This window comes from Streptomyces sp. NPDC048436 (assembly GCF_043200355.1).
Taxonomy (GTDB): Bacteria; Actinomycetota; Actinomycetes; order Streptomycetales; family Streptomycetaceae; genus Streptomyces.
Genome location: NZ_JBICXP010000008.1, coordinates 248,265 through 265,659, shown reverse-complemented (window position 1 = coordinate 265,659; position 17,395 = coordinate 248,265). Strand labels below are relative to the sequence as shown.

The 17,395-nt window shown below is 68.6% G+C and carries 14 protein-coding genes and 1 pseudogene; 7 read left to right on the top strand and 8 right to left on the bottom strand.

Features of this window, described 5'->3' with window-relative positions; translation table 11 throughout:
- The first annotated feature begins 468 nt into the window (after nt 1-468).
- Nucleotides 469-1,269, top strand: coding sequence for a hypothetical protein (locus ACGFX9_RS27215; RefSeq protein ID WP_393477216.1), 801 nt, complete (start codon nt 469-471; stop codon nt 1,267-1,269).
- A gap of 45 nt (nt 1,270-1,314) precedes the next feature.
- Here the strand turns inward: ACGFX9_RS27215 and ACGFX9_RS27210 are convergent, their stop codons facing one another.
- On the bottom strand, nt 1,315-1,977 hold the full coding sequence (locus ACGFX9_RS27210) for a hypothetical protein (protein ID WP_393477214.1): 663 nt from the start codon (nt 1,975-1,977) through the stop codon (nt 1,315-1,317).
- Between the two features lie 415 nt (nt 1,978-2,392).
- Between ACGFX9_RS27210 and ACGFX9_RS27205 the strand changes: the two genes are divergently transcribed.
- Together ACGFX9_RS27205 and ACGFX9_RS27200 are read left to right on the top strand one after the other, a co-directional pair.
- Nucleotides 2,393-3,505 (top strand): ABC transporter substrate-binding protein, encoded by a 1,113-nt coding sequence (locus ACGFX9_RS27205; protein WP_393477211.1) that lies wholly within the window; start codon nt 2,393-2,395, stop codon nt 3,503-3,505.
- 227 nt (nt 3,506-3,732) lie between these two features.
- Complete coding sequence (locus ACGFX9_RS27200) at nt 3,733-4,260, top strand: hypothetical protein (protein WP_393477209.1); 528 nt, start codon at nt 3,733-3,735, stop codon at nt 4,258-4,260.
- Between the two features lie 102 nt (nt 4,261-4,362).
- Here ACGFX9_RS27200 and ACGFX9_RS27195 read toward each other — a convergent pair whose 3' ends face one another.
- The 3 genes from ACGFX9_RS27195 to ACGFX9_RS27185 all read right to left on the bottom strand — a co-directional run bounded on the left by ACGFX9_RS27195 (nt 4,363) and on the right by ACGFX9_RS27185 (nt 6,624).
- A complete protein-coding gene (locus tag ACGFX9_RS27195; RefSeq protein ID WP_393477206.1) occupies nt 4,363-5,367 on the bottom strand; it encodes a MerR family transcriptional regulator in 1,005 nt (334 codons plus the stop codon).
- Between the two features lie 3 nt (nt 5,368-5,370).
- The gene (locus tag ACGFX9_RS27190; RefSeq protein WP_393477203.1) at nt 5,371-6,042 is read right to left on the bottom strand and encodes a HEAT repeat domain-containing protein; all 672 of its coding nucleotides are present in this window, start codon (nt 6,040-6,042) and stop codon (nt 5,371-5,373) included.
- A gap of 201 nt (nt 6,043-6,243) precedes the next feature.
- Entirely contained in the window at nt 6,244-6,624 is a 381-nt protein-coding gene (locus ACGFX9_RS27185) for a MerR family transcriptional regulator (RefSeq protein WP_393477200.1), read from the bottom strand.
- A 134-nt stretch (nt 6,625-6,758) separates the two neighbouring features.
- Here ACGFX9_RS27185 and ACGFX9_RS27180 point away from each other — a divergent pair, with 134 nt between their 5' ends.
- Complete coding sequence (locus ACGFX9_RS27180; protein ID WP_393477197.1) at nt 6,759-7,718, top strand: alpha/beta hydrolase family protein; 960 nt, start codon at nt 6,759-6,761, stop codon at nt 7,716-7,718.
- Between the two features lie 94 nt (nt 7,719-7,812).
- Nucleotides 7,813-8,376, top strand: coding sequence for a dihydrofolate reductase family protein (locus ACGFX9_RS27175; protein WP_393477194.1), 564 nt, complete (start codon nt 7,813-7,815; stop codon nt 8,374-8,376).
- Between the two features lie 5 nt (nt 8,377-8,381).
- Here the strand turns inward: ACGFX9_RS27175 and ACGFX9_RS27170 are convergent, their stop codons facing one another.
- From ACGFX9_RS27170 to ACGFX9_RS27155, 4 genes and pseudogenes are all read right to left on the bottom strand, one after another.
- Entirely contained in the window at nt 8,382-8,849 is a 468-nt protein-coding gene (locus ACGFX9_RS27170; protein WP_393477191.1) for a hypothetical protein, read from the bottom strand.
- Nucleotides 8,850-10,098: 1,249 nt separating this feature from the next.
- On the bottom strand, nt 10,099-10,908 hold the full coding sequence (locus ACGFX9_RS27165) for a methyltransferase domain-containing protein (protein WP_393477188.1): 810 nt from the start codon (nt 10,906-10,908) through the stop codon (nt 10,099-10,101).
- Nucleotides 10,909-11,004: 96 nt separating this feature from the next.
- Nucleotides 11,005-12,174: an alanine--tRNA ligase-related protein gene (locus tag ACGFX9_RS27160; protein ID WP_393477185.1), complete on the bottom strand. Its 1,170-nt coding sequence runs from the start codon at nt 12,172-12,174 to the stop codon at nt 11,005-11,007.
- Between the two features lie 435 nt (nt 12,175-12,609).
- Nucleotides 12,610-13,617: pseudogene (locus ACGFX9_RS27155) on the bottom strand (bile acid:sodium symporter family protein); the annotation flags it as partial.
- A 327-nt stretch (nt 13,618-13,944) separates the two neighbouring features.
- Between ACGFX9_RS27155 and ACGFX9_RS27150 the strand changes: the two are divergent.
- Complete coding sequence (locus ACGFX9_RS27150) at nt 13,945-14,562, top strand: hypothetical protein (RefSeq protein WP_393477182.1); 618 nt, start codon at nt 13,945-13,947, stop codon at nt 14,560-14,562.
- 234 nt (nt 14,563-14,796) lie between these two features.
- The gene (gene rph / locus ACGFX9_RS27145) at nt 14,797-17,394 is read left to right on the top strand and encodes a rifamycin-inactivating phosphotransferase (protein WP_393477179.1); all 2,598 of its coding nucleotides are present in this window, start codon (nt 14,797-14,799) and stop codon (nt 17,392-17,394) included.
- Nucleotide 17,395 lies beyond the last annotated feature (1 nt).

Sequence of the window (17,395 nt, the reverse complement as noted above, 5' to 3'; positions counted from 1 at the left end):
AAGGGGAATGCGCGCTGGGGCGCGAAAGGCGGCGGGCAGAGCGGCGCTCGGTCGTCCAGGCAGGGAGGCAGGTACCGGCGCGTTCCTCGGAGACGCTGGGGGAGTGGTGACAGGCGGCCGTGCTGACGGCGACGGGCCGGCGGGCGGGCAGCACATTGGCGGCACTGGGGTCGCTCTTCAAGTCGGTTGGCCGGTACGGGTGATGACACAGTAGTTGGCCAGCGGCGGGTCATTGAAGAGCTCCTCGTCGAGCGCCTCGCGTTGGGGCAGGCCGCAACCCCGCTACCCGGGCCCGCCAAGCGGCCGCTGACGCCCACCGCGGCGCAGCGACTGCCGCTCACTGGCGCAACGCTTGTCCCCCGTGCGGAGGGGAGCGCATGTTTCCGCTGCTCTCGACGACGACGGCCGGGACAAGATCGCGGCGCGTCCGCACCGGATGCCCCCGCCCGCCTTCGGAGGTACACCCCCGTGGTCCTCGTCATCGTTGTCGCCGTTCTCGCCCTGCTGACAGGGCTCGCGGCCAACCGTTACCTTCGGCCCCGGCTGCTCAGCGAGGACGACGACACAGGCATGGCCGTCAAGGACCTGGTCGGGCCCCTGCTCACCCTGACCGTGCTGCTGCTCGCCTTCGTCCTGGTCACCGCCAACGGCTCCTACGGCAAGGCCGAGGTCGCATCCCGCGGCGAGGCCCGCGCGCTGGACCAGCTCGTGGAGAGCGCCGAGTACGCACCCGCGCCCCAGCGGGCACAGATCCAGGCCGGCGCCGCCTGCTACGCACGCTCCGTACGTACCCAGGAATGGCCCGCCATGGCCGACGGCAGCGGATCATCGGCGCCCAGCGTGTGGTCCACGGACTTCCGGCACACCTTCCGCACGCTGGAGGGCAAGCCGGTCTTCGGCATGCTGGTCGCCGCCGACAACAAACGCTCCGACGAACGCGAGGAACGCCTCACCCAGGCGACCGCCAGCATCCCCAGCGCCATCCTCTGGTTCCTGCTCGCCACCCTCGTCATCACCGTGGTGGCCCTCGGCATCTGCATCCCCCGCAAGAACAACCGCGGCCAGCTGATCACCCTCACCGTGATCACCGCGCTGCTCACCTCCACGCTCTGCATCATCCGTGACGTCGACCGGCCTTTCGGCGGCATCATCGACGTCCGGCCCACCGCGATCACCGAAGCCGAACGCCAGGCCAACCGCGACTTCCTCGCTCACCACACGGCCGCCGAGCTGCCCTGCGACGCCGACGGCAACCGCCGCGCCATCTGACGCGGCCGCAGGGCGACACTCCGGAAGCGAGAGGAGGTCGGTGGGTCAGGCGATGGGCTCGCGCATCTCCTCGCGGACCTTCAGGGTCGTCCGTGCGACGGCGTCAAGGTCGACCGCCTCAGGTTCCTGTGTCGCGTTCTCGTCGGTCACCACGCCCACGGACGCGCCGGTATTGTCGTCGCCCCAGGCGCACATCGGTACGTTGCTCCGCACGCCGCCGGCACCGTTCTCCGTGGTGAGGACCTGGCATCTGACGGTGATGTCCGTGTCCGGGAGCGTGATGTCGCGTGCGGGTACGGCTACCCCGGCGCCCTGCGCGTCGGCGGCGCCGTCCATCATGTGCTCGCGTGCCGTGGCGGGATTCCTGAACCGCCCGTACATGCCGGAGACCACCAAGGCGCTGCCCTCCTGCTCGCCCTGGCCCGCGTACTGACCCACGACGGCTTTCGGGTCACGGACGTTGGCCCTGCTCCGGTTCTCCTCGACAATCTCCCGGCCGGCGGAGTCGGAGAGGTCCTGGGTCAGTTTGTACGTCCCGTCGACCAGTTCGGGCGGCACTGTCATGCGGTACTTCGCCTCCGGGAACCCGCCGGCCGCACCGTTGGAGAACACGACAACCCCGGCGACCACCACCACGAGCGCACCGACAACACCCGCCGCAATGCCGAGCACCTTGGCGGTGCTGCGCCCAGCGGGCGGCGGGGGCATGGGCGGTGCGCCCCAAGGGGCGGGCTGGGGGTGTACCGGATAGGGCTGTTGCCCGTAGGGGTGTTGGCCGTAGGGGTGTTGGCCGTAGGGGTGTTGGCCTTGAGGAGGAAATCCTGGCTGTGCGTACGGCGATTGCGTGGGCGGGGGCTGGTGCCCATGAACGGGCGGGAGGGGACCGAATCCCCCGGACTGAGGCGGCGTGGACATGCGGATACGCTACGACACGCCACCCGGTCGGTAGGCCCCGTCTCCCCGCCCCGTCTTCCCGCCGCAGTCACGCCAGAGAAGCTCGCTGCCCCCGCGAGACCCCGATCGCTCCGCGTTCAAAAACACATGCGACGACGGGCCGCCGGGCTACAACACTGGATCTTGGGCTTACGGCAGACGAACCGTCAACGCAGGGAGACGCCACCCCATGAGTACGCCACCATCGCCACGCGGAGGGGAACGCTCTGACGCAGCAGCCGTCCGGATCGGTGCTCTCGTTCCGCTGGCCCGGCCCGGCTGGGTCGAGGCGGGCCGGCACTTGCTCGCGGGGCTCGAGCTGGCGGTCGGTGAAGTCAATGGCGCCGGCGGGATAGGCGGAAGGCCACTGGAGCTGGTGGTCCAAGACACCGCCGCTGATCCGCAGAAGGCCACTGCGGCCGTAGACGAATTGGCCCGCCTGGGCGTGGCCGCCGTGGCCGGGGAGTACCACAGCGTCGTCGCTCGCGCCGCTGCCGCCAGGGCCGACGCCCTCGGCCTGCCGTTCCTCTGCTCGTCAGGGGTTCTCGACGCCCTCACTGATGAGCCCACGCAATGGGTCGCGCGTCTTGCCCCGGCGCAGTCGCACGGCTGGCGGATCTACGCGGACTTCCTCCTCGCCGCGGGCCACAGCCGAATCGCCGTGGCAACCGAGCCGAGTGTCTACTGGGCGTCAGGAACGCGCATCCTTCGGGACCATCTCTCTCCACGCGGCGGCGCGGTGATCGAACTCGATGCCCGTGGACTCGACCCGACGGCCGTGTGCGACGAACTCGTGGACAACCGCGTGACCGCCCTCCTTCTCCTGGTCGGCTTCCCGGAGCCGGCAGTGTCGATCGTCAAGTCGGTCCGCCACGACCCGCGTCTTGCCGACATCCTGATCGGTGCCCCGGCCGGGCAGCCGGAGTTCGCCGAGTGGTCGGCGTTGCTGGGCGAGGACAGTGTCGCGATTCCGTTCCTGCGCTATCTGCCCGAACGCCTCAGCCCACTAGGCGTACGAGTCGAGACGGCCCTGCGCGAGCGGCTGGCCGAAGCACCGTCCTTCGTCGCGTTCGAGGGCTACGACACCGTCCGGGTCCTCGCCGACATCCTGCGTTCTCACGGCTCGGATCGGGCGCGCGTCGCCGAGGCCTGGCCGCACGTCGCGGTCGAAGGCACCCGCGGGCAGATCCAGTTCTCTCGTACGCCTGGCATCAGCGTGTGGCAATGGGCCTGGGCGCCGACCCAAGTCGTGGACCGGGACCCGGCGGAACCGGACCGCTTCCGGGTCCTCCACGCCGACTGAGAGGGCCTACGCCACGCCCTGGCCTCACGGATGTTAGGCCGGGCCTGGGGCATTGACCTGCACTTTCACGGCTCCTGCCTAGCCGTGGCGTCACTGATGGCGGTAATGGCACCACGGATGGCGCCATGGCTGTGCCATAATGGCGTCATTGGTGGGGCGTCCCCTTCGGCTTCGCAGGCCGGGGGGTGCGCGCTTTCGCGGGGTGGGCCGGCAGGAGGGGGCGGGACATGGAGTCAGTGCAGGGTCAACAGGAGGCGGCAGTCCCCGGCGCCTTCTCCGCTTTTGCTCGCTTCGTGCTCTGTGGCGGCGGGGTCGGGCTGGCTTCCAGCGTCGCCGTGGCGGTCGTTGCTTCCCGGGTTCCCTGGGTCCTGGCCAACGCCTTGATCACGGTGATCTCCACGTTCCTGGCCACCGAGTTGCACGCCCGCTTCACCTTCGGGGCAGGCGGGCGTGCCACCTGGCGGCAGCATGCGCAGTCGGCTGGGTCCGCGGCCATCGCGTACACAGTGACCTGTGTGGCGATGCTGGTCCTGCAGCAGCTGGTGGCGTCGCCCGGCGCGATGCTCGAGCAGGCCGTCTATCTGTCCGCTTCCGCACTTACCGGCGTCGCGCGGTTCGCTGTGCTGCGCCTCGTCGTCTTCGCGCGGAGCCGCTCCCAGGCCACGCCCGCTGCCCGCTCCGCCCGCCCCCTGCACGCGACCGTGGGCCGTGCCTCGGCTCCGGCTGACCCTTCGGAGCTCTGCCACGCCGCCTGACGGTGCGGCTGTGCGGCATCGCGTACGGCCGCCCCCCTCAGGCAGGCTCAAGTCCCCCTCACCGCCTGCGGGTTGCCTTCCTCCGCGGCGCGCCCCCAGGCCTCACCTCTCGTCGCGCAGCCGAAGAAGATACGCCGCAGTCAGCGCAACGGCACGGTCCACGTCATGCGACAGCTCCACGAGGGCCCGCGTCGCCCTGGTCCCCGGGATGTCAGCAAGCGCCTGGGTCAGGCGTCCGCGTGCCGGCGCTTCCGTGGCCTCGTCGGCGAGGCGGCCGACGAGCCTGGTCGTGATCTGATCCGCCGTCGCGGTGTCGCTCGCCAGCACGCTCAGCGCATCGGCCGCATCGGTGTCGTTCCTTCCCTCCACGATCATGTCGACGAGCGTCGGGACCGCATCGGCCACTCCACGTGTCCCGAGCGCCAAAGCCGCATGCCCCCGAACCACGACGTCGGAGCTCGCGAGGGCATCCCGCAGTCGCGCGTCAGCCTCACCCTCCGGCATTTCGGCAAGGGACCGCACGGCCCGTTCCCGTACGGCGGCCACCGGTGAGCCGAGGCCCTCCGCCAGCAGTGCCGTGCCGCGGTCGCCCGATCGCGCCAGCGCCCATCGAAGGGCCCCGGCGACGTTCGGCTCCGTCTCGCTCAGCGCCGCCTCGACCAGGGCCTCCACCGGCACCGGAACCTCGTCGGCCGAGGAAAGGGCCGCGCGCTGGCGCGCGTCGGCACTCTTCGACCCCAGCGCCTGGAGGAGCGCGACAACTTGGAGGACGTCCTCCCACCCGGCGGGGTCCGCGGCATCGATCCGGCGCAGCCGCGTAAGCAACTCGGTCTCCGCCGCGATGCGTTCGCGCGTTTGACGGATGAGGTCCTCGACGAGCGCCGAGGGCGTGAAGCCGGGCTCGTCGAGCGCGCGTCCGATCTCACGCAGCGAAAGACCCAGCGACCGCAGGCTCTCGATATGGAAGATCCGCTGGATGTCCTGACCGGAGTACTCCCGGTAGCCGGAGCCGGTACGTCCCGAAGGACGCACCAGACCGAGCGACTCGTAGTGCCGGAGCATGCGGGCACTGACCCCGGACCGTCGCGCCACCTCACCGATCAACACGTTCTATCGTCCCTCCTGGCCTGACCCGCCGAGGGCCACGACGCGCTTCGCCTCCTCGATCGCGGACTCGAATCCGACGTCCGGGTCGCGCAGCAGCCGTTGCGTGGCGAGCGCATGAGCCCGCATACGCGGGTCAGGAGCTGTTGTCGCAGCAAGCAGAGCCGGCACGATCACTTCCCCTAGCTCTACCAGCGCCCGGCTGAGACTCAGTTGAGTCTCCCGCCCACCGCGCCCGAACTGCGTCGCCAACACCGCGGCCAACGCCGACTCCTCGCCTTCCGGTACGAGCAGGACAGAGGCCCGCCAGGCGCTCCGCGCCACCTCCTCGTCGGCGTCGGACAACAGCTCCCTTGTGACCGCCGGCCACGCTTGCCGGTCCCCGATCTTGGACAGCGTGTGCAGCGCCTGGCTCCGTGCCTGCGCACGCTCCGATCGGGTTTCGCGGAGCAGCGCGGGAAGTGTCATGGACACCGGGTGGCGGGTGAGCGCCCAGGTCAGCATGTCGCGGACGAAGAACTCGGGCTCGACCGCGCACCGCTCGATGAGCTTGGCGACGAAGCGCGGGTCAGGCGTCGTGCCGACCGCCAGAGCGGCCCGCAGTCGCGTGGACGCACGGCTGTCCTCCAACCCCTGGAGTGCTTGTATCGCGTCTGTGTCTTGTCCCGTGACCGTCATCGAGACCACCTCCTCGGCAGGCAGCTAAGGCCTTGCCACCGTGTCAAGGTCAAACTTCGGCCCCGCCCGCCGGCCTCCCCGCACCGTCCACGCGTCTCGGCTCACTGATGTGGCCGTTGGCCTCGGCTGTCGGGGGAGTGTCCCGCTCGGCTGACTCCAGCCTGGTCTGCGTGCTCTGGGCGACGCACGCCCGCCGCAGTGTCAGGTGGTGGTCGCTGTCCGGCAGGAGCGGCCGGTGTGGAGGTTGGTGGCGGCGCCGGTGACGACGGAGTCGAGCCTGTCCCGCGTGCTCACGAGTTCGGCGATCTGGCGGTCGATGCGGTCCCGCTCCGCGGAAAGCCGCTCGATCAGCGCGGGTGTGGCGTTGCCGTCGACGACGCACGGCAAGAGGTCGACGATCGATTTGCTCGACAGGCCGGCGGCGTACAGCTGCTGGATGAGCTGAACGCGGTCGACTGCGCTGTCCGGAAAGTGGCGCTGGCCGCTGGAGCTGCGTTCCGAGCTGAGCAAGTTCTGCTCTTCGTAGTACCTCAGCGCCCGCACGCTGACGCCGGTCCTGGTGGCGAGTTCGCCGATTCGCATGATGTGCCTCCTGCTGCACCCTGCCACACGACTTGCCTCTGACGTCAACGTCAGGTTTTAACGTGATCCGCACAGCGTCTCCCCAGGCCAGTCTCCAGCACTCAGCAAGCACCACCAGAAAGAAGACATCACCCATGACCACCTCAGAGACGGCGACGACCGGCATCACTGGTCCCGCCCTCACCCCCATCCCCGCCCCCGTCGTCTCGGTCAAGCCGGTCGTGTTGCCCGCTCCGGAGCGCGGTGCGGAACTCCGCGTTCGCGTGTCCGCGCCGGTGACCGGGCACGAGCTGCCGATCGTCCTCCTCTCGCACGGCTTCGGATCGTCACTGGACGGCTACGGCCCCCTGGCCGACCACTGGGCCGCCCACGGCTTCGTGGTCGTCCAGCCAACCCATCTCGACTCCAAGACCCAGGGCCTCGCCGCGGATGACCCGCGCAGACCGCACATGTGGCGGTTTCGCGTCGAGGACATGAAGCGCGTCCTGGACAGCCTCGACGTGCTGGAAGCGGCCGTCCCCGGCCTCGGCGGGCGCGTGGACCACAGCCGTATCGCCGCCGCCGGACACTCCTTCGGCGGCCAGACGGCGGGCATTCTGCTGGGCCTGCGCGTCCTTGACCCGCAGACCGGGAAGGCGGAGGACCTGTCCGACCCGCGCGTCAAGGCGGGCGTCCTGCTCGCCACGGCCGGCAAGGGCGGCGACGACCTGACCCCCTTCGCGGCCGAGAACCTTCCGTGGCTGCGGAGCCCGGACTTCACGCGCATGAGCACCCAGGCCCTCGTGGTCGCGGGGGACGAGGACAACCTCCCACTGACCGTCCGGGGAGCGGACTGGACGGCCGACCCGTACGTTCTGAGCCCCGGTGGCAAGAGTCTGCTCACCCTGTACGGGGCAGAGCACTTCCTCGGCGGCATCTCCGGCTACGAGGTCGCGGAGACCACCGACGAGAACCCTGCGCGCGTCGCCCTGGTCCAGCAGGTCACCCTGGCCTACCTGCGCCATGCACTCGGCATCGACAGCTCCGGCTGGACGGCCGCACAAAAGGCCCTTGCCGAGAACCCTCACCCGCTGGGGCGTCTGGAATCCAAGTGAGGTTTTCCCGGGCCCAGGGGCTCCCGCGAGTGGCGATGAGTTCCGCGGCGCCCGGCGGTCGTACTGTCGAACCCGTCACCGAGGAGGACTTCCGATGCGCAACGTGACCTATTCGATGGGCGTCTCACTGGACGGCTACATCGTCGGGCCGGACGGCGGCTTCGACTGGGCGGGGCCCGACGAGGAGGTCTTTCGCTTCGCCACCGACGAGGTGCGCGAGGTCGGCGTCCACCTGATGGGACGAAGGCTGTACGAGACGATGCTGTACTGGGAGAACGCCGACCAGGATCCAGCGCTCGACAAGTCAACGCTCGAGTTCGCCGCGATCTGGAATCCGCTCCCCAAGGTGGTGTTCTCCACCACGCTGTCGGCGGTGCGGGGCAATGCCCGCCTGGCCTCCGGCGGCCTGGCGGAGGAGATCGAGCGGTTGCGGGCCGAGCCGGGGGAGGGCAACATCGCGATCGGCGGCGCGACTCTCGCCGCCGATGTGGCCGCGTTGGGTCTGATTGATGAATACCGCGCCAGGGTCTACCCGGTGCTGGTTGGCGGTGGCATCCCGTTCTTTCCCCAGCACGAGCGCAGGGTGAATCTCGAACTCGTCGAGACCCGCAACTTCAGCTCGGGGGTCGTCCACCTCCGCTACCGCGTGGCGCGCTAGCCGACTCACCCACCGAGACCTCCTTTCTCAACGGGGCTATTTCCACCGGCCGTTGAGGACGCGGGCGGCGCGGGCGATGTCGCCCATCCGGCTCGGGCCGAGAGGCCTGACGGCGTGAAGTGCTCGGGCCACGCCGACGCAGCACCAGGACGGCACCGGTCACGGCCCTTCCTGCCCGCCCGTCCACCGGCCCGTGCCCACGCCCTGGAGGTGAGTCGCCGCCCAGCAGCCAGGGCGACCACGGCTGACAGGGACTTTGGATGGCGCTCGCCGAAGAGGCGTACCAACTGGCGTACGGCGTCTTCCAGTTCACCGAGGAGTTCGTCCGCCTCGGCGCCCTGCTGCCGTACCGCCTCGACCAGAACGGTGAGCGCCAGGACCCGCACGTTGAGCAGGGCCTCAGGACCCTCGTCCTCGGTCGCCGTGTCCAGGGCGTGCCGGGCGGCGGGAACGCCTCCCGTCGAGCAGGGCACAGAGGTACGCGAAGTGCTTGCCCGCGCGCCAGGACGCCTGTGGTAGGGCCGAGTCGGGTTGCCGGGGGTGCTTCCTGCCCGGCCCCTGTTCTGTTCGAGGGCGATTACCCCACCGTGAGACACGCGAAAATCTATGTCGGCCGGAGTAGACATTGGGTGGTGGTGTGGTTATGGTTTCTCTCGTAGTCGAGATCGAGCAGGGCCCGGCAGAGATGAACTGCCGGGCAGCAGTACCCGCAAGTGCAGTTGCAGGACGGTGCGGTGGTGGAGTTTCGAAGCCAGAGCGGTTGCAGGACGGCGACGGGGCTGACGACCGGACCGGGTGGCCCGCAGTGATCAGGGGCCACCACGTGCAGGACCGCAGTTGATGCAGTGGCAGTACGCAAGTGCAGTTCGCAGGACCAGCAGTGAAGTCAGTGAGCGGTACCTCGGTAAAGGCGTCGGCTGCGGGCGCGCGTGCCGGGAGGTTCGGCAGTGGGGTTCTGAGCCAGAGCAGTTCCCAGGAAGGGCGACGGGGCTGGCTGTCGAAGAGTGGCGCTATGGATGGCCACCAGCAGTACGCGGTATCAGTAGTACGCAACACCAGTAGTACGCAGTAACAGCGGTACGCAGTTCCCCTTCGGTAAGTGATTGGTTCAGAGGGAAAGAACGGAGGAGCCAGGCGCCATCAGGATCGCCCGGGCGGAAGTCTTGGGCCCGGGTACCGCAGGACATCGATAGTGAGGTGGTCTCCGGTCAAGCAACCGCGATCCCCGTTCCCCCGGCAGCAGTTCGGTCGGGTGGGCGGAAACAGAAGGCCGACGCAGGATGAGGGTCGGCAGATGGTGTAGCAGTTCCTTCGGGGCCCGGGTGCCGGTATGGCACCCGGGCCCCTCCATGCGTTCCGCAGGGAACAGGAGAGGTGCGACGCGCCGCCCGCCGAGCGCAGTCCGAAGGTGAATTCAATTTCTACCCCGTGGGCGACGACCGGCAGGCCGCCGACTACGCCGCGTGGGTCAACGCGAGATACCCGGAGACGCTCGCGCTGATCCGCAACCTCAAGAACGAAGAAGGCCAGGACATTTGGCTCTCTGGCGGGATCCGGAATCGCGGTCGTCGACGGAGGCTTCAACCCCACCCTCTTTACAGTGACCGACCGCAAGTCGTTCGCGAACGACGTCACGATGACGTGGTTCGCCAGGCGGTGACCTGTCCCACGCGATGCCGAATCGTATTCGCGCCCGCTGAATGCGGATGTGTCTGGCCTTCGTCAGAGGCTGCCTTCAGGCGCCCGGCGGCCCCAGGCCGAGATCATCGGGGAGGTGGCGAGATCGAGGCGTCCCGCCGCGATGTTGGCGAGGTGTCGCTCGATCTCCTCGTCTGTGGCGAGGCCGGCGGCCGTGAGCTTGTCGCGGACCTGGTGGACGGTGGCCGCCTCAAGGACGTCACAGGCAGGCGAGGCGATCGGGAAGTAGGCGTCGGCCCCGACATCGGCCAGGCCGGCTTCGCGCAGCAGCCGCGGCAGCTTACGTCCGTAAGAGAGGTCGGCGCCGCGCTGTCGCAGCAACTCACGGAAGCCGTGGCGCAGGCGGTTGGCCAGTTCCTGCTCGGGACCGTACTCATCGGGGCAGATCAGCGGCTGCAGCGCGGGATCGGCGTCCTCGATCAGCAGCCGGCCGCCGGGCCGCAGCGCCTGGACCATGGAGCGCAGCGCGGCATCGCGGTCGGCGACGTGGACGAGTACGAGACGGGCGTGGATCAGGTCGAAGGGGCCAGCAGGGGGTTTGTCGAGGGCGACGTCGTGGCGGAGCACCTCGACGCCCTCGGCGGCGGCCGTCTCCGTCCAGGACACGTCGATGTCGGTGGCGAGCACGCGCCCGCGTGGCCCAACGCGCTCGGCGAGCCACGCGCAGACGGTCGGCCCACCGGCCCCCACCTCCCAGCACCGCCATCCCTTGTCGATCCCGACGGACTCGAAGTGCCGGAACGTAGAGGCGTCGAAGAGGGCCGAGAGCGCGTCGAAACGTGCGCCCGCCTCGACCTGCCGGTTGTCCAGAAGATATCCCTCGTCCTGACCCATAGGCCGATCGTCTCATCGACCGGCTGATGCGGAGAGGCTGGTCGCCCGGGTCGATCAAGCAGCCCGCTTCGACGCTTCCCGGCAATCCATCCGGAGTCAGCCCTCCGACCGCAGGTTCAGGACGAGATCGCGCGGCAGACCGTGGGTGTCGTGGAGGTAGTGGAGATCGTCATCGCCCAGCGGACCTTGCAATCGGGGGCGGGCCAGTATCTGTCGGCCACGCTGCAGGAGCCGACCGAAACGGCGTTCCTCCTCGAGCAGCACCTGGCGCACGACGTCCGGATCCCCTTCCTGACGGAAGTGGTCCAGGGTGTGCTCGACCAACTCGTCCGGCAGGTCTCCGAGACTGCGCCGTGGATCGTCCCGCTGGAGAATGGTGAGTACGCGTCGCAGCAGTCGGCGCAGCACGTAACCTCGGCCGGTGTTGGCCGGGCGTACCCCGTCGCCGATCACCACGATGGCCGAGCGCAGGTGGTCATAGGTCAACCGCAGCGACAGTTCGTCCAGTTGCCACAGGGCAGGAAGGAGACGGCGCCAGGGTTCGAAGACGTCGCACTCGAACACCGAGGTGTGGCCCTGCAACAGCAAGGCCAGCCGTTCCAGGCCGAGTCCGGTGTCGACGTTGCGCTGGGGGAGCGGCACGAGTGAACCGTCGGTGAGGCGTCGATAGCGCATCATCACGTGGTTCCAGACCTCCACCCAGCGGTCGTCACCTGTCGGGGTCGACTCCGGCGGAGTGCTACCGGTCCACAGGAAGATCTCCGAGTCGGGACCGCATGGGCCGGTCGGTCCGCTGGACCACCAGTTGTCCTCGACGGTGAGCTCCACCGGTACCCCGCGCTCCTGCCACAGCTCCAGGGAAGCCGTATCCAAACCGGTCCGGTCGTCGCCACCGAAGACGGTGGCGTGGAGGAGTCCCGGATTGATGCCGAGTCCTTCGGTGAGCAGCCTGTAACCCCAGTCGAGGCTCAAGGGACCCTCGTAGTCACCGAGCGACCAGGTGCCGAGCATCTCGAAGACAGTCAGATGGGTGTTGTCGCCGACCTCCTCGAGGTCCGTGGTGCGCAGACAGCGCTGTACGTTGACCAGCCGCCTCCCGAGGGGGTGCGGGTGTCCCTCCAGGTACGGGGTGAGCGGATGCATGCCCGAGGTGGTGAACAGCACGGGGTTCCCGGGCGGCGGCAGCAGAGTCGAGCCGGTGATCCGGCGGTGGCCGCGTTCCTCGAAGTACTCGACGAATGTGCGGACGATGTGATCGGTGTTCATGAGGGGTGGCTCCTTCGCGTGGCAGCGTGGCAGCGGGGAGGCACCGGACAACGGTCCACAGGCTCATCGGAACCGGGGCGGTAACGCCATGGAACCACCGGCAGACCGTTCTCCGGTCGCCGGTGGAAGAAAGAAGTACGTCAGGCGGCGGCAACCGGAGAGCTGGTCGCTCGCGCGGTCGCGGTGGTGGTTCGGCCTGTGACGTCCATAGTGCCGACGGTAACGCGCCCGGTGTTCCTGGGGCACATGATTTTCCGCCTCTCAGGTCACTAGCGGGTCAGCGTCTCGAAGCCGGTATCTCCGCAGTACTGCACGACGCGTCCCTCCGCCTCGGAGTCACTGTTGTTCATCGCTGCCACCGTCGCCTCCGCCAAGGTTCCGCCTTCGCCGACGGTCTCGTCCTGGAGTGGTCCCGCCGAACCGGACCGCTCCGGGTCAGAGCCTCTCCCGACCGGGTGCGGGCCGCCTGCGCGCGGACCACGGAAACCACCGCGGACCCAGCCGCTTCCCCGGCGCCCGGCTTGCGGAGGTGGAGGCAGGAGGCGCTCCCGCGCTCGCAGCGGCACTCTCGGCCGGGGCGATGCGGCGCAGCAGCAAGCCCGCGGTCAGGGCCATGACGAACATCAGCACCGCGTACACCGCCGAGGGGATGGCCATCCGGGTGCTGTCCAGCAGCGAAGGACTGAGGGCGATGGCCATCGCAAGCGTGGTGTTGTGCATGCCGATCTCGAAGCAGGTGGCGACGGATTGCCGGTGGTCGCCGCGGACCAGCCGGGTCGCCCCGTAGCCGATGATGAGAGAGATCGCGCCGAAGAGGAAGACGACGAGACCGACGTCGGCGAGATAGCCGAGCACGTTGTCCCGCTCGGCGGCGACCGCGACGATGATGATGCCGATGAGTACGGCCACCGCCGTCACCTTGACCACCCGGGTGGAGCGCTCCGCGAAGTCCGGACGACGGTGCCGGACCAGCATCCCCGCCGCGACCGGAACCAGCACGACGAGGAAGACCTGCAGCGTCTTGTCGAAACGCAGCCCCAGCGCCTCGTCCGTGCCGGTCATGAAATGGTCGAGGGAGAGATTCACGACGATCGGCAGCGTGACGACGGCGATGACCGAATTGATGGCGGTCAGCGTGACGTTGAGGGCGACGTCGCCACCGAAGAGATGGCTGAAGATATTGGCCATCGTGCCACCGGGGGAGGCCGCGAGCAGCATCATCCCCACGGACAGCGCGGGAGTCAGATCGAAGACCAGCACCAGGCCCAGACAGGCGGCGGGCAGCAGCACCAGCTGACAGACGAGCGCGACGGCCACAGGCCGCGGATACGCCGCGATCCTGCGGAAGTCGGTCACGGACAGGCCGAGTCCGAGACCGAACATGATCAGGGCAAGGACGGCAGGAAGCAGATAGGTGGTCAGCGGCGAGTCCACGGAAGCAGCCTCCGGGAGGCTGCTTCAAAAGTCCACGACCACACAGAACAGCTCGCCCATGGTTGCCGCGGATGCTCAACGAGCTATGGCCGCATCCGACACGACGACGTGCGCAACCTGGCGAGGCGTCGGCGCCTTGGAGCCTCTTCTGTGCAGGCCTGGGCATTCGGGCGCACCGGTTGGGTGTCCGGCGCGGCCACGCTGTTCGTCTCCCGGAGGGCGGTGGATCCCCATCTGGCGTGCAGCTAACGGAAGTTGACCTGATGAGTTGATCCTCTGGTGGACTGAGCACCGGTACTCATGCGGGCGGTGGCCGGCGGCCTGCATGGTACAGACATGCGATCAATTCTCTTCACGAAGCCCTTGCTGGCGGCCGCGCTCGGCGGCGTCGTCGTTCTGGCCGGCTTCGGCGCGCAGAATGTCACCGCCGATCAGACCTCCGCGGTCAGCACCGTCGCGGCGAGCGACGACGCGGAGGCACGGTTCTTCGAGATGGTGAACCTCATCTCGCAGAGTTGTGCCCCGAAGGCCTCCAGCGGCATCGATACCGTGGCATCGGCCTCCGTGGCCGACGCCGCGGCAGCGGAGCCGACCCCCGACTCCACCTTGCCCGTCCTGGTAGACCCGGTGCCGCTGACCGCGGCAGAGACGTGCGCCGCCCAGAGGCACCAACTGCGTATCAGCAGGGCGTTCTCGGGGATGAATACGGCGACGTACGAGGAGATGCGGGACAAGCTGGTGAGCCTGAAGTATCCGGCGGCACGGATCCACCGCATGCCCGACTTCTCGGGCGAGCCAGTGGCAAGGATCGACCTGCGCATGGGGGCCGAGCACTTGGCTGTGGAGGTCACCGACATCAACAACGGCGTGATGGTTGAGGCGTTCGGCGCTCCGGATGGCGTGAGCGTGACGGAGGTTCGGCTCGAGCGGCGGTTGGACCGGCCCACATCCTGAGGCACCTGCCGGGGCCCCGCATGGGCCCACCCCTCGGGTCGCTCGGAGAGCGTCGGCCGAAAAAAGGCAAGGAGGACTCTCTCCTTGCCACTCCCAACTTATAGCGCGTTGGGGGGCTTGCCACAAGACCCGGGTCGCGGCGCAGAATCATCGGCCGATGACAGAGTTGGAGGCGCCGGTGATTCGATCGGCCACCGCAATGCAAGGTAGTAAGGCTGCCTCGGAGGTATCGCAGTGAGTGACCAGTACGTGTTGGACCTCCGAGAGGCCGACGAGACGCAGGTCGCGGTCGTTGGCGGCAAGGCCGCGCATCTGGGCGGCCTGTCGCGGATCGATGGCATCCGAGTGCCGGGCGGCTTTTGCGTGACGACGGACGCCTTCCGGCGGATCATGGCGGAAGCGCCGTCGATCGACGATCGCCTCGATCAGCTGTCGCGCTTGAACCCGGACGACCGGGAGGCGATCCGCACGCTCAGCGCGCAGATTCGTCGGACCATCGAAGGGATCGCCATCCCGGGCGATCTCGCGGCGGCGATCACCCGCGCGCTCGCCGAGTTCGGTGAGGAAGCCGCCTACGCCGTCCGGTCCAGCGCGACGGCGGAGGACCTGCCGACGGCTTCCTTCGCCGGCCAGCAGGACTCGTACCTGAACGTCGTGGGGCCGACGGCGATCCTCCAGTACGTCAGCCGGTGCTGGGCCTCGCTGTTCACCGAGCGAGCCGTGACCTATCGCCAGCACAACGGCATCGGCCACCGTACGGTCCACATGGCCGTCGTCGTACAGCAGATGGTCTTCCCGCAGGCGGCCGGCATCCTGTTCACGGCCGACCCCGTCACGGGCAACCGGAAGGTCGCCACCGTGGACGCGGGCTTCGGCCTCGGGGAGGCCTTGGTCTCCGGACTGGTGAACCCGGATGTCTTCAAGGTGCGACATGGTGAAGTCGTCGCCAAAGCGATCGCCGCAAAACAGCGTGCCGTTCACGCCCTGCCGGCGGGCGGTACGCGGGAAGTGGCGGTCGACTCGCAGCGGCAGAAGGAGCCGGCACTGACGGATGCGCAGGCCGTGCGGCTCGTGCGGCTCGGGCGGCGGATCGAGGCGCACTTCGGTCGCCCGCAGGACATCGAATGGTGCCTGGTCGACGATGGTTTCCAGATCGTCCAGAGCCGGCCGATCACGACGCTGTTCCCCATCCCCGAGTCCGGCGACCAGGAGAACCACGTCTACGTCTCCGTCGGTCATCAGCAGATGATGACCGACCCCATGAAGCCCCTGGGCTTCTCCACGTGGCAACTGACGGCCATGGCACCGATGCACGAGGCCGGCGGGAGGCTGTTCGTCGACGTCACCCGGCGCCTGGCATCGCCCGCGAGCCGCGTCGGCCTCCTGGACATCATCGGAAGAGGCGATCCGCTGGTCAGGGATGCTCTGGAGACCGTCCTCGACCGCGACGATTTCGTCCCTTCGCTCCCGGACGCGGGTCCCGGAGGGCTGCCGGCCAGCGGTGCGCCCGACCCGCTCGTGACCGATCCGGCTATCGTCGCCGAGCTGATCAAGCGCAGCCAGACGTCCATCGCCGCCCTGGAGCGCGACATCCGCACAAAGTCCGGACCGGCGCTGTTCGGCTTCCTGCTGGAGGCCTTCGAGGAGCACAAGCGGGTCCTCAGCGATCCGCTGAACATGCAGGCGATCATGGCGGGGATGGAGGCCACGTGGTGGCTCAACGACAAGCTGCAGGAGTGGCTGGGCGAGAAGAACGCGGCTGACACGCTCACGCTGTCGGCCCCCGACAACGTCACGTCGGAGATGGGACTGGCGCTGCTCGACGTCGCGGACGTGATCCGCCCGTATCCAGAGGTGGTGGCGTTCCTACAGGGCGTTGAGGACGAGGGCTTCCTTGACGAGCTGGCGAAGCTCACGGGCGGGACCGAAGCGCGCGACGCCATCGAGACGTACCTCGACCGGTACGGCATGCGCTGCGTCGGCGAGATCGACATCACGAGGCCACGTTGGCGTGAGCGCCCCACCACACTCCTGCCCGTGATCCTCGACAACGTCAGGAACTTCGAGCCGGGCGCCGCCGAGCGGCGCTTCGAACAAGGGCGGCAGAAGGCGCAGAAGAAGGAACAGGACGTGCTGTCACGCTTGCGGGCCCTGCCGGACGGGGACCGGAAAGCCGACGAGGCCAAGCGGATGATCGACCAGGTCAGGACCTTCATCGGGTACCGGGAGTACCCGAAGTACGGCATTGTCAGCCGCTACTTCGTCTACAAGCAGGCTCTGCTGGAGGAAGCCGAGCGCCTCGTGCGGGCAGGGGTGCTTCCTGAGAAGGAGGACATCTTCTACCTCACGTTCCAGGAACTGCACGACGTCGTCTGCTCGAACCAGGTGGATGACCAGCTCATCCAGCAGCGCAAGGACGCGTTCCGGTCGTACCACGCGCTGACGCCGCCGCGTGTACTCACATCGGAGGGCGAGGCCCTCACCGGGGCGTACCGGCGCGACGATGTGCCGACCGGCGCCTTGGTCGGCCTGCCGGTTTCCGCCGGGACCGTCGAGGGCCGGGCCCGCGTCATCCTTGACATGGCGGAGGCCGATCTCGAAGCGGGCGACATCCTGGTCACGACCTTCACGGACCCCAGTTGGTCGCCGCTGTTCGTCGGAATCGCGGGCCTGGTGACGGAGGTGGGCGGCCTGATGACCCATGGCGCGGTGATCGCCCGGGAGTACGGCTTGCCGGCCGTCGTGGGCGTGGAGCAGGCCACCCGGCTGATCCGGGACGGGCAGCGGATCCGCGTGCACGGGACCGACGGGTACGTCGAGATCCTGCCGTGAG

What these genes read in the sequence shown, in the direction of transcription:
- ACGFX9_RS27190 (WP_393477203.1), bottom strand. Translation starts at nt 6,042, where the DNA reads ATGACGGTCACGGGACAAGACACAGACGCGATACAAGCACTCCAGGGG.
- ACGFX9_RS27150 (WP_393477182.1), top strand. Translation starts at nt 13,945, where the DNA reads ATGCGATCAATTCTCTTCACGAAGCCCTTGCTGGCGGCCGCGCTCGGC.
- ACGFX9_RS27200 (WP_393477209.1), top strand. Translation starts at nt 3,733, where the DNA reads ATGGAGTCAGTGCAGGGTCAACAGGAGGCGGCAGTCCCCGGCGCCTTC.
- ACGFX9_RS27185 (WP_393477200.1), bottom strand. Translation starts at nt 6,624, where the DNA reads ATGCGAATCGGCGAACTCGCCACCAGGACCGGCGTCAGCGTGCGGGCG.
- ACGFX9_RS27180 (WP_393477197.1), top strand. Translation starts at nt 6,759, where the DNA reads ATGACCACCTCAGAGACGGCGACGACCGGCATCACTGGTCCCGCCCTC.
- ACGFX9_RS27205 (WP_393477211.1), top strand. Translation starts at nt 2,393, where the DNA reads ATGAGTACGCCACCATCGCCACGCGGAGGGGAACGCTCTGACGCAGCA.
- ACGFX9_RS27165 (WP_393477188.1), bottom strand. Translation starts at nt 10,908, where the DNA reads ATGGGTCAGGACGAGGGATATCTTCTGGACAACCGGCAGGTCGAGGCG.
- ACGFX9_RS27210 (WP_393477214.1), bottom strand. Translation starts at nt 1,977, where the DNA reads ATGCCCCCGCCGCCCGCTGGGCGCAGCACCGCCAAGGTGCTCGGCATT.
- ACGFX9_RS27175 (WP_393477194.1), top strand. Translation starts at nt 7,813, where the DNA reads ATGCGCAACGTGACCTATTCGATGGGCGTCTCACTGGACGGCTACATC.
- ACGFX9_RS27160 (WP_393477185.1), bottom strand. Translation starts at nt 12,174, where the DNA reads ATGAACACCGATCACATCGTCCGCACATTCGTCGAGTACTTCGAGGAA.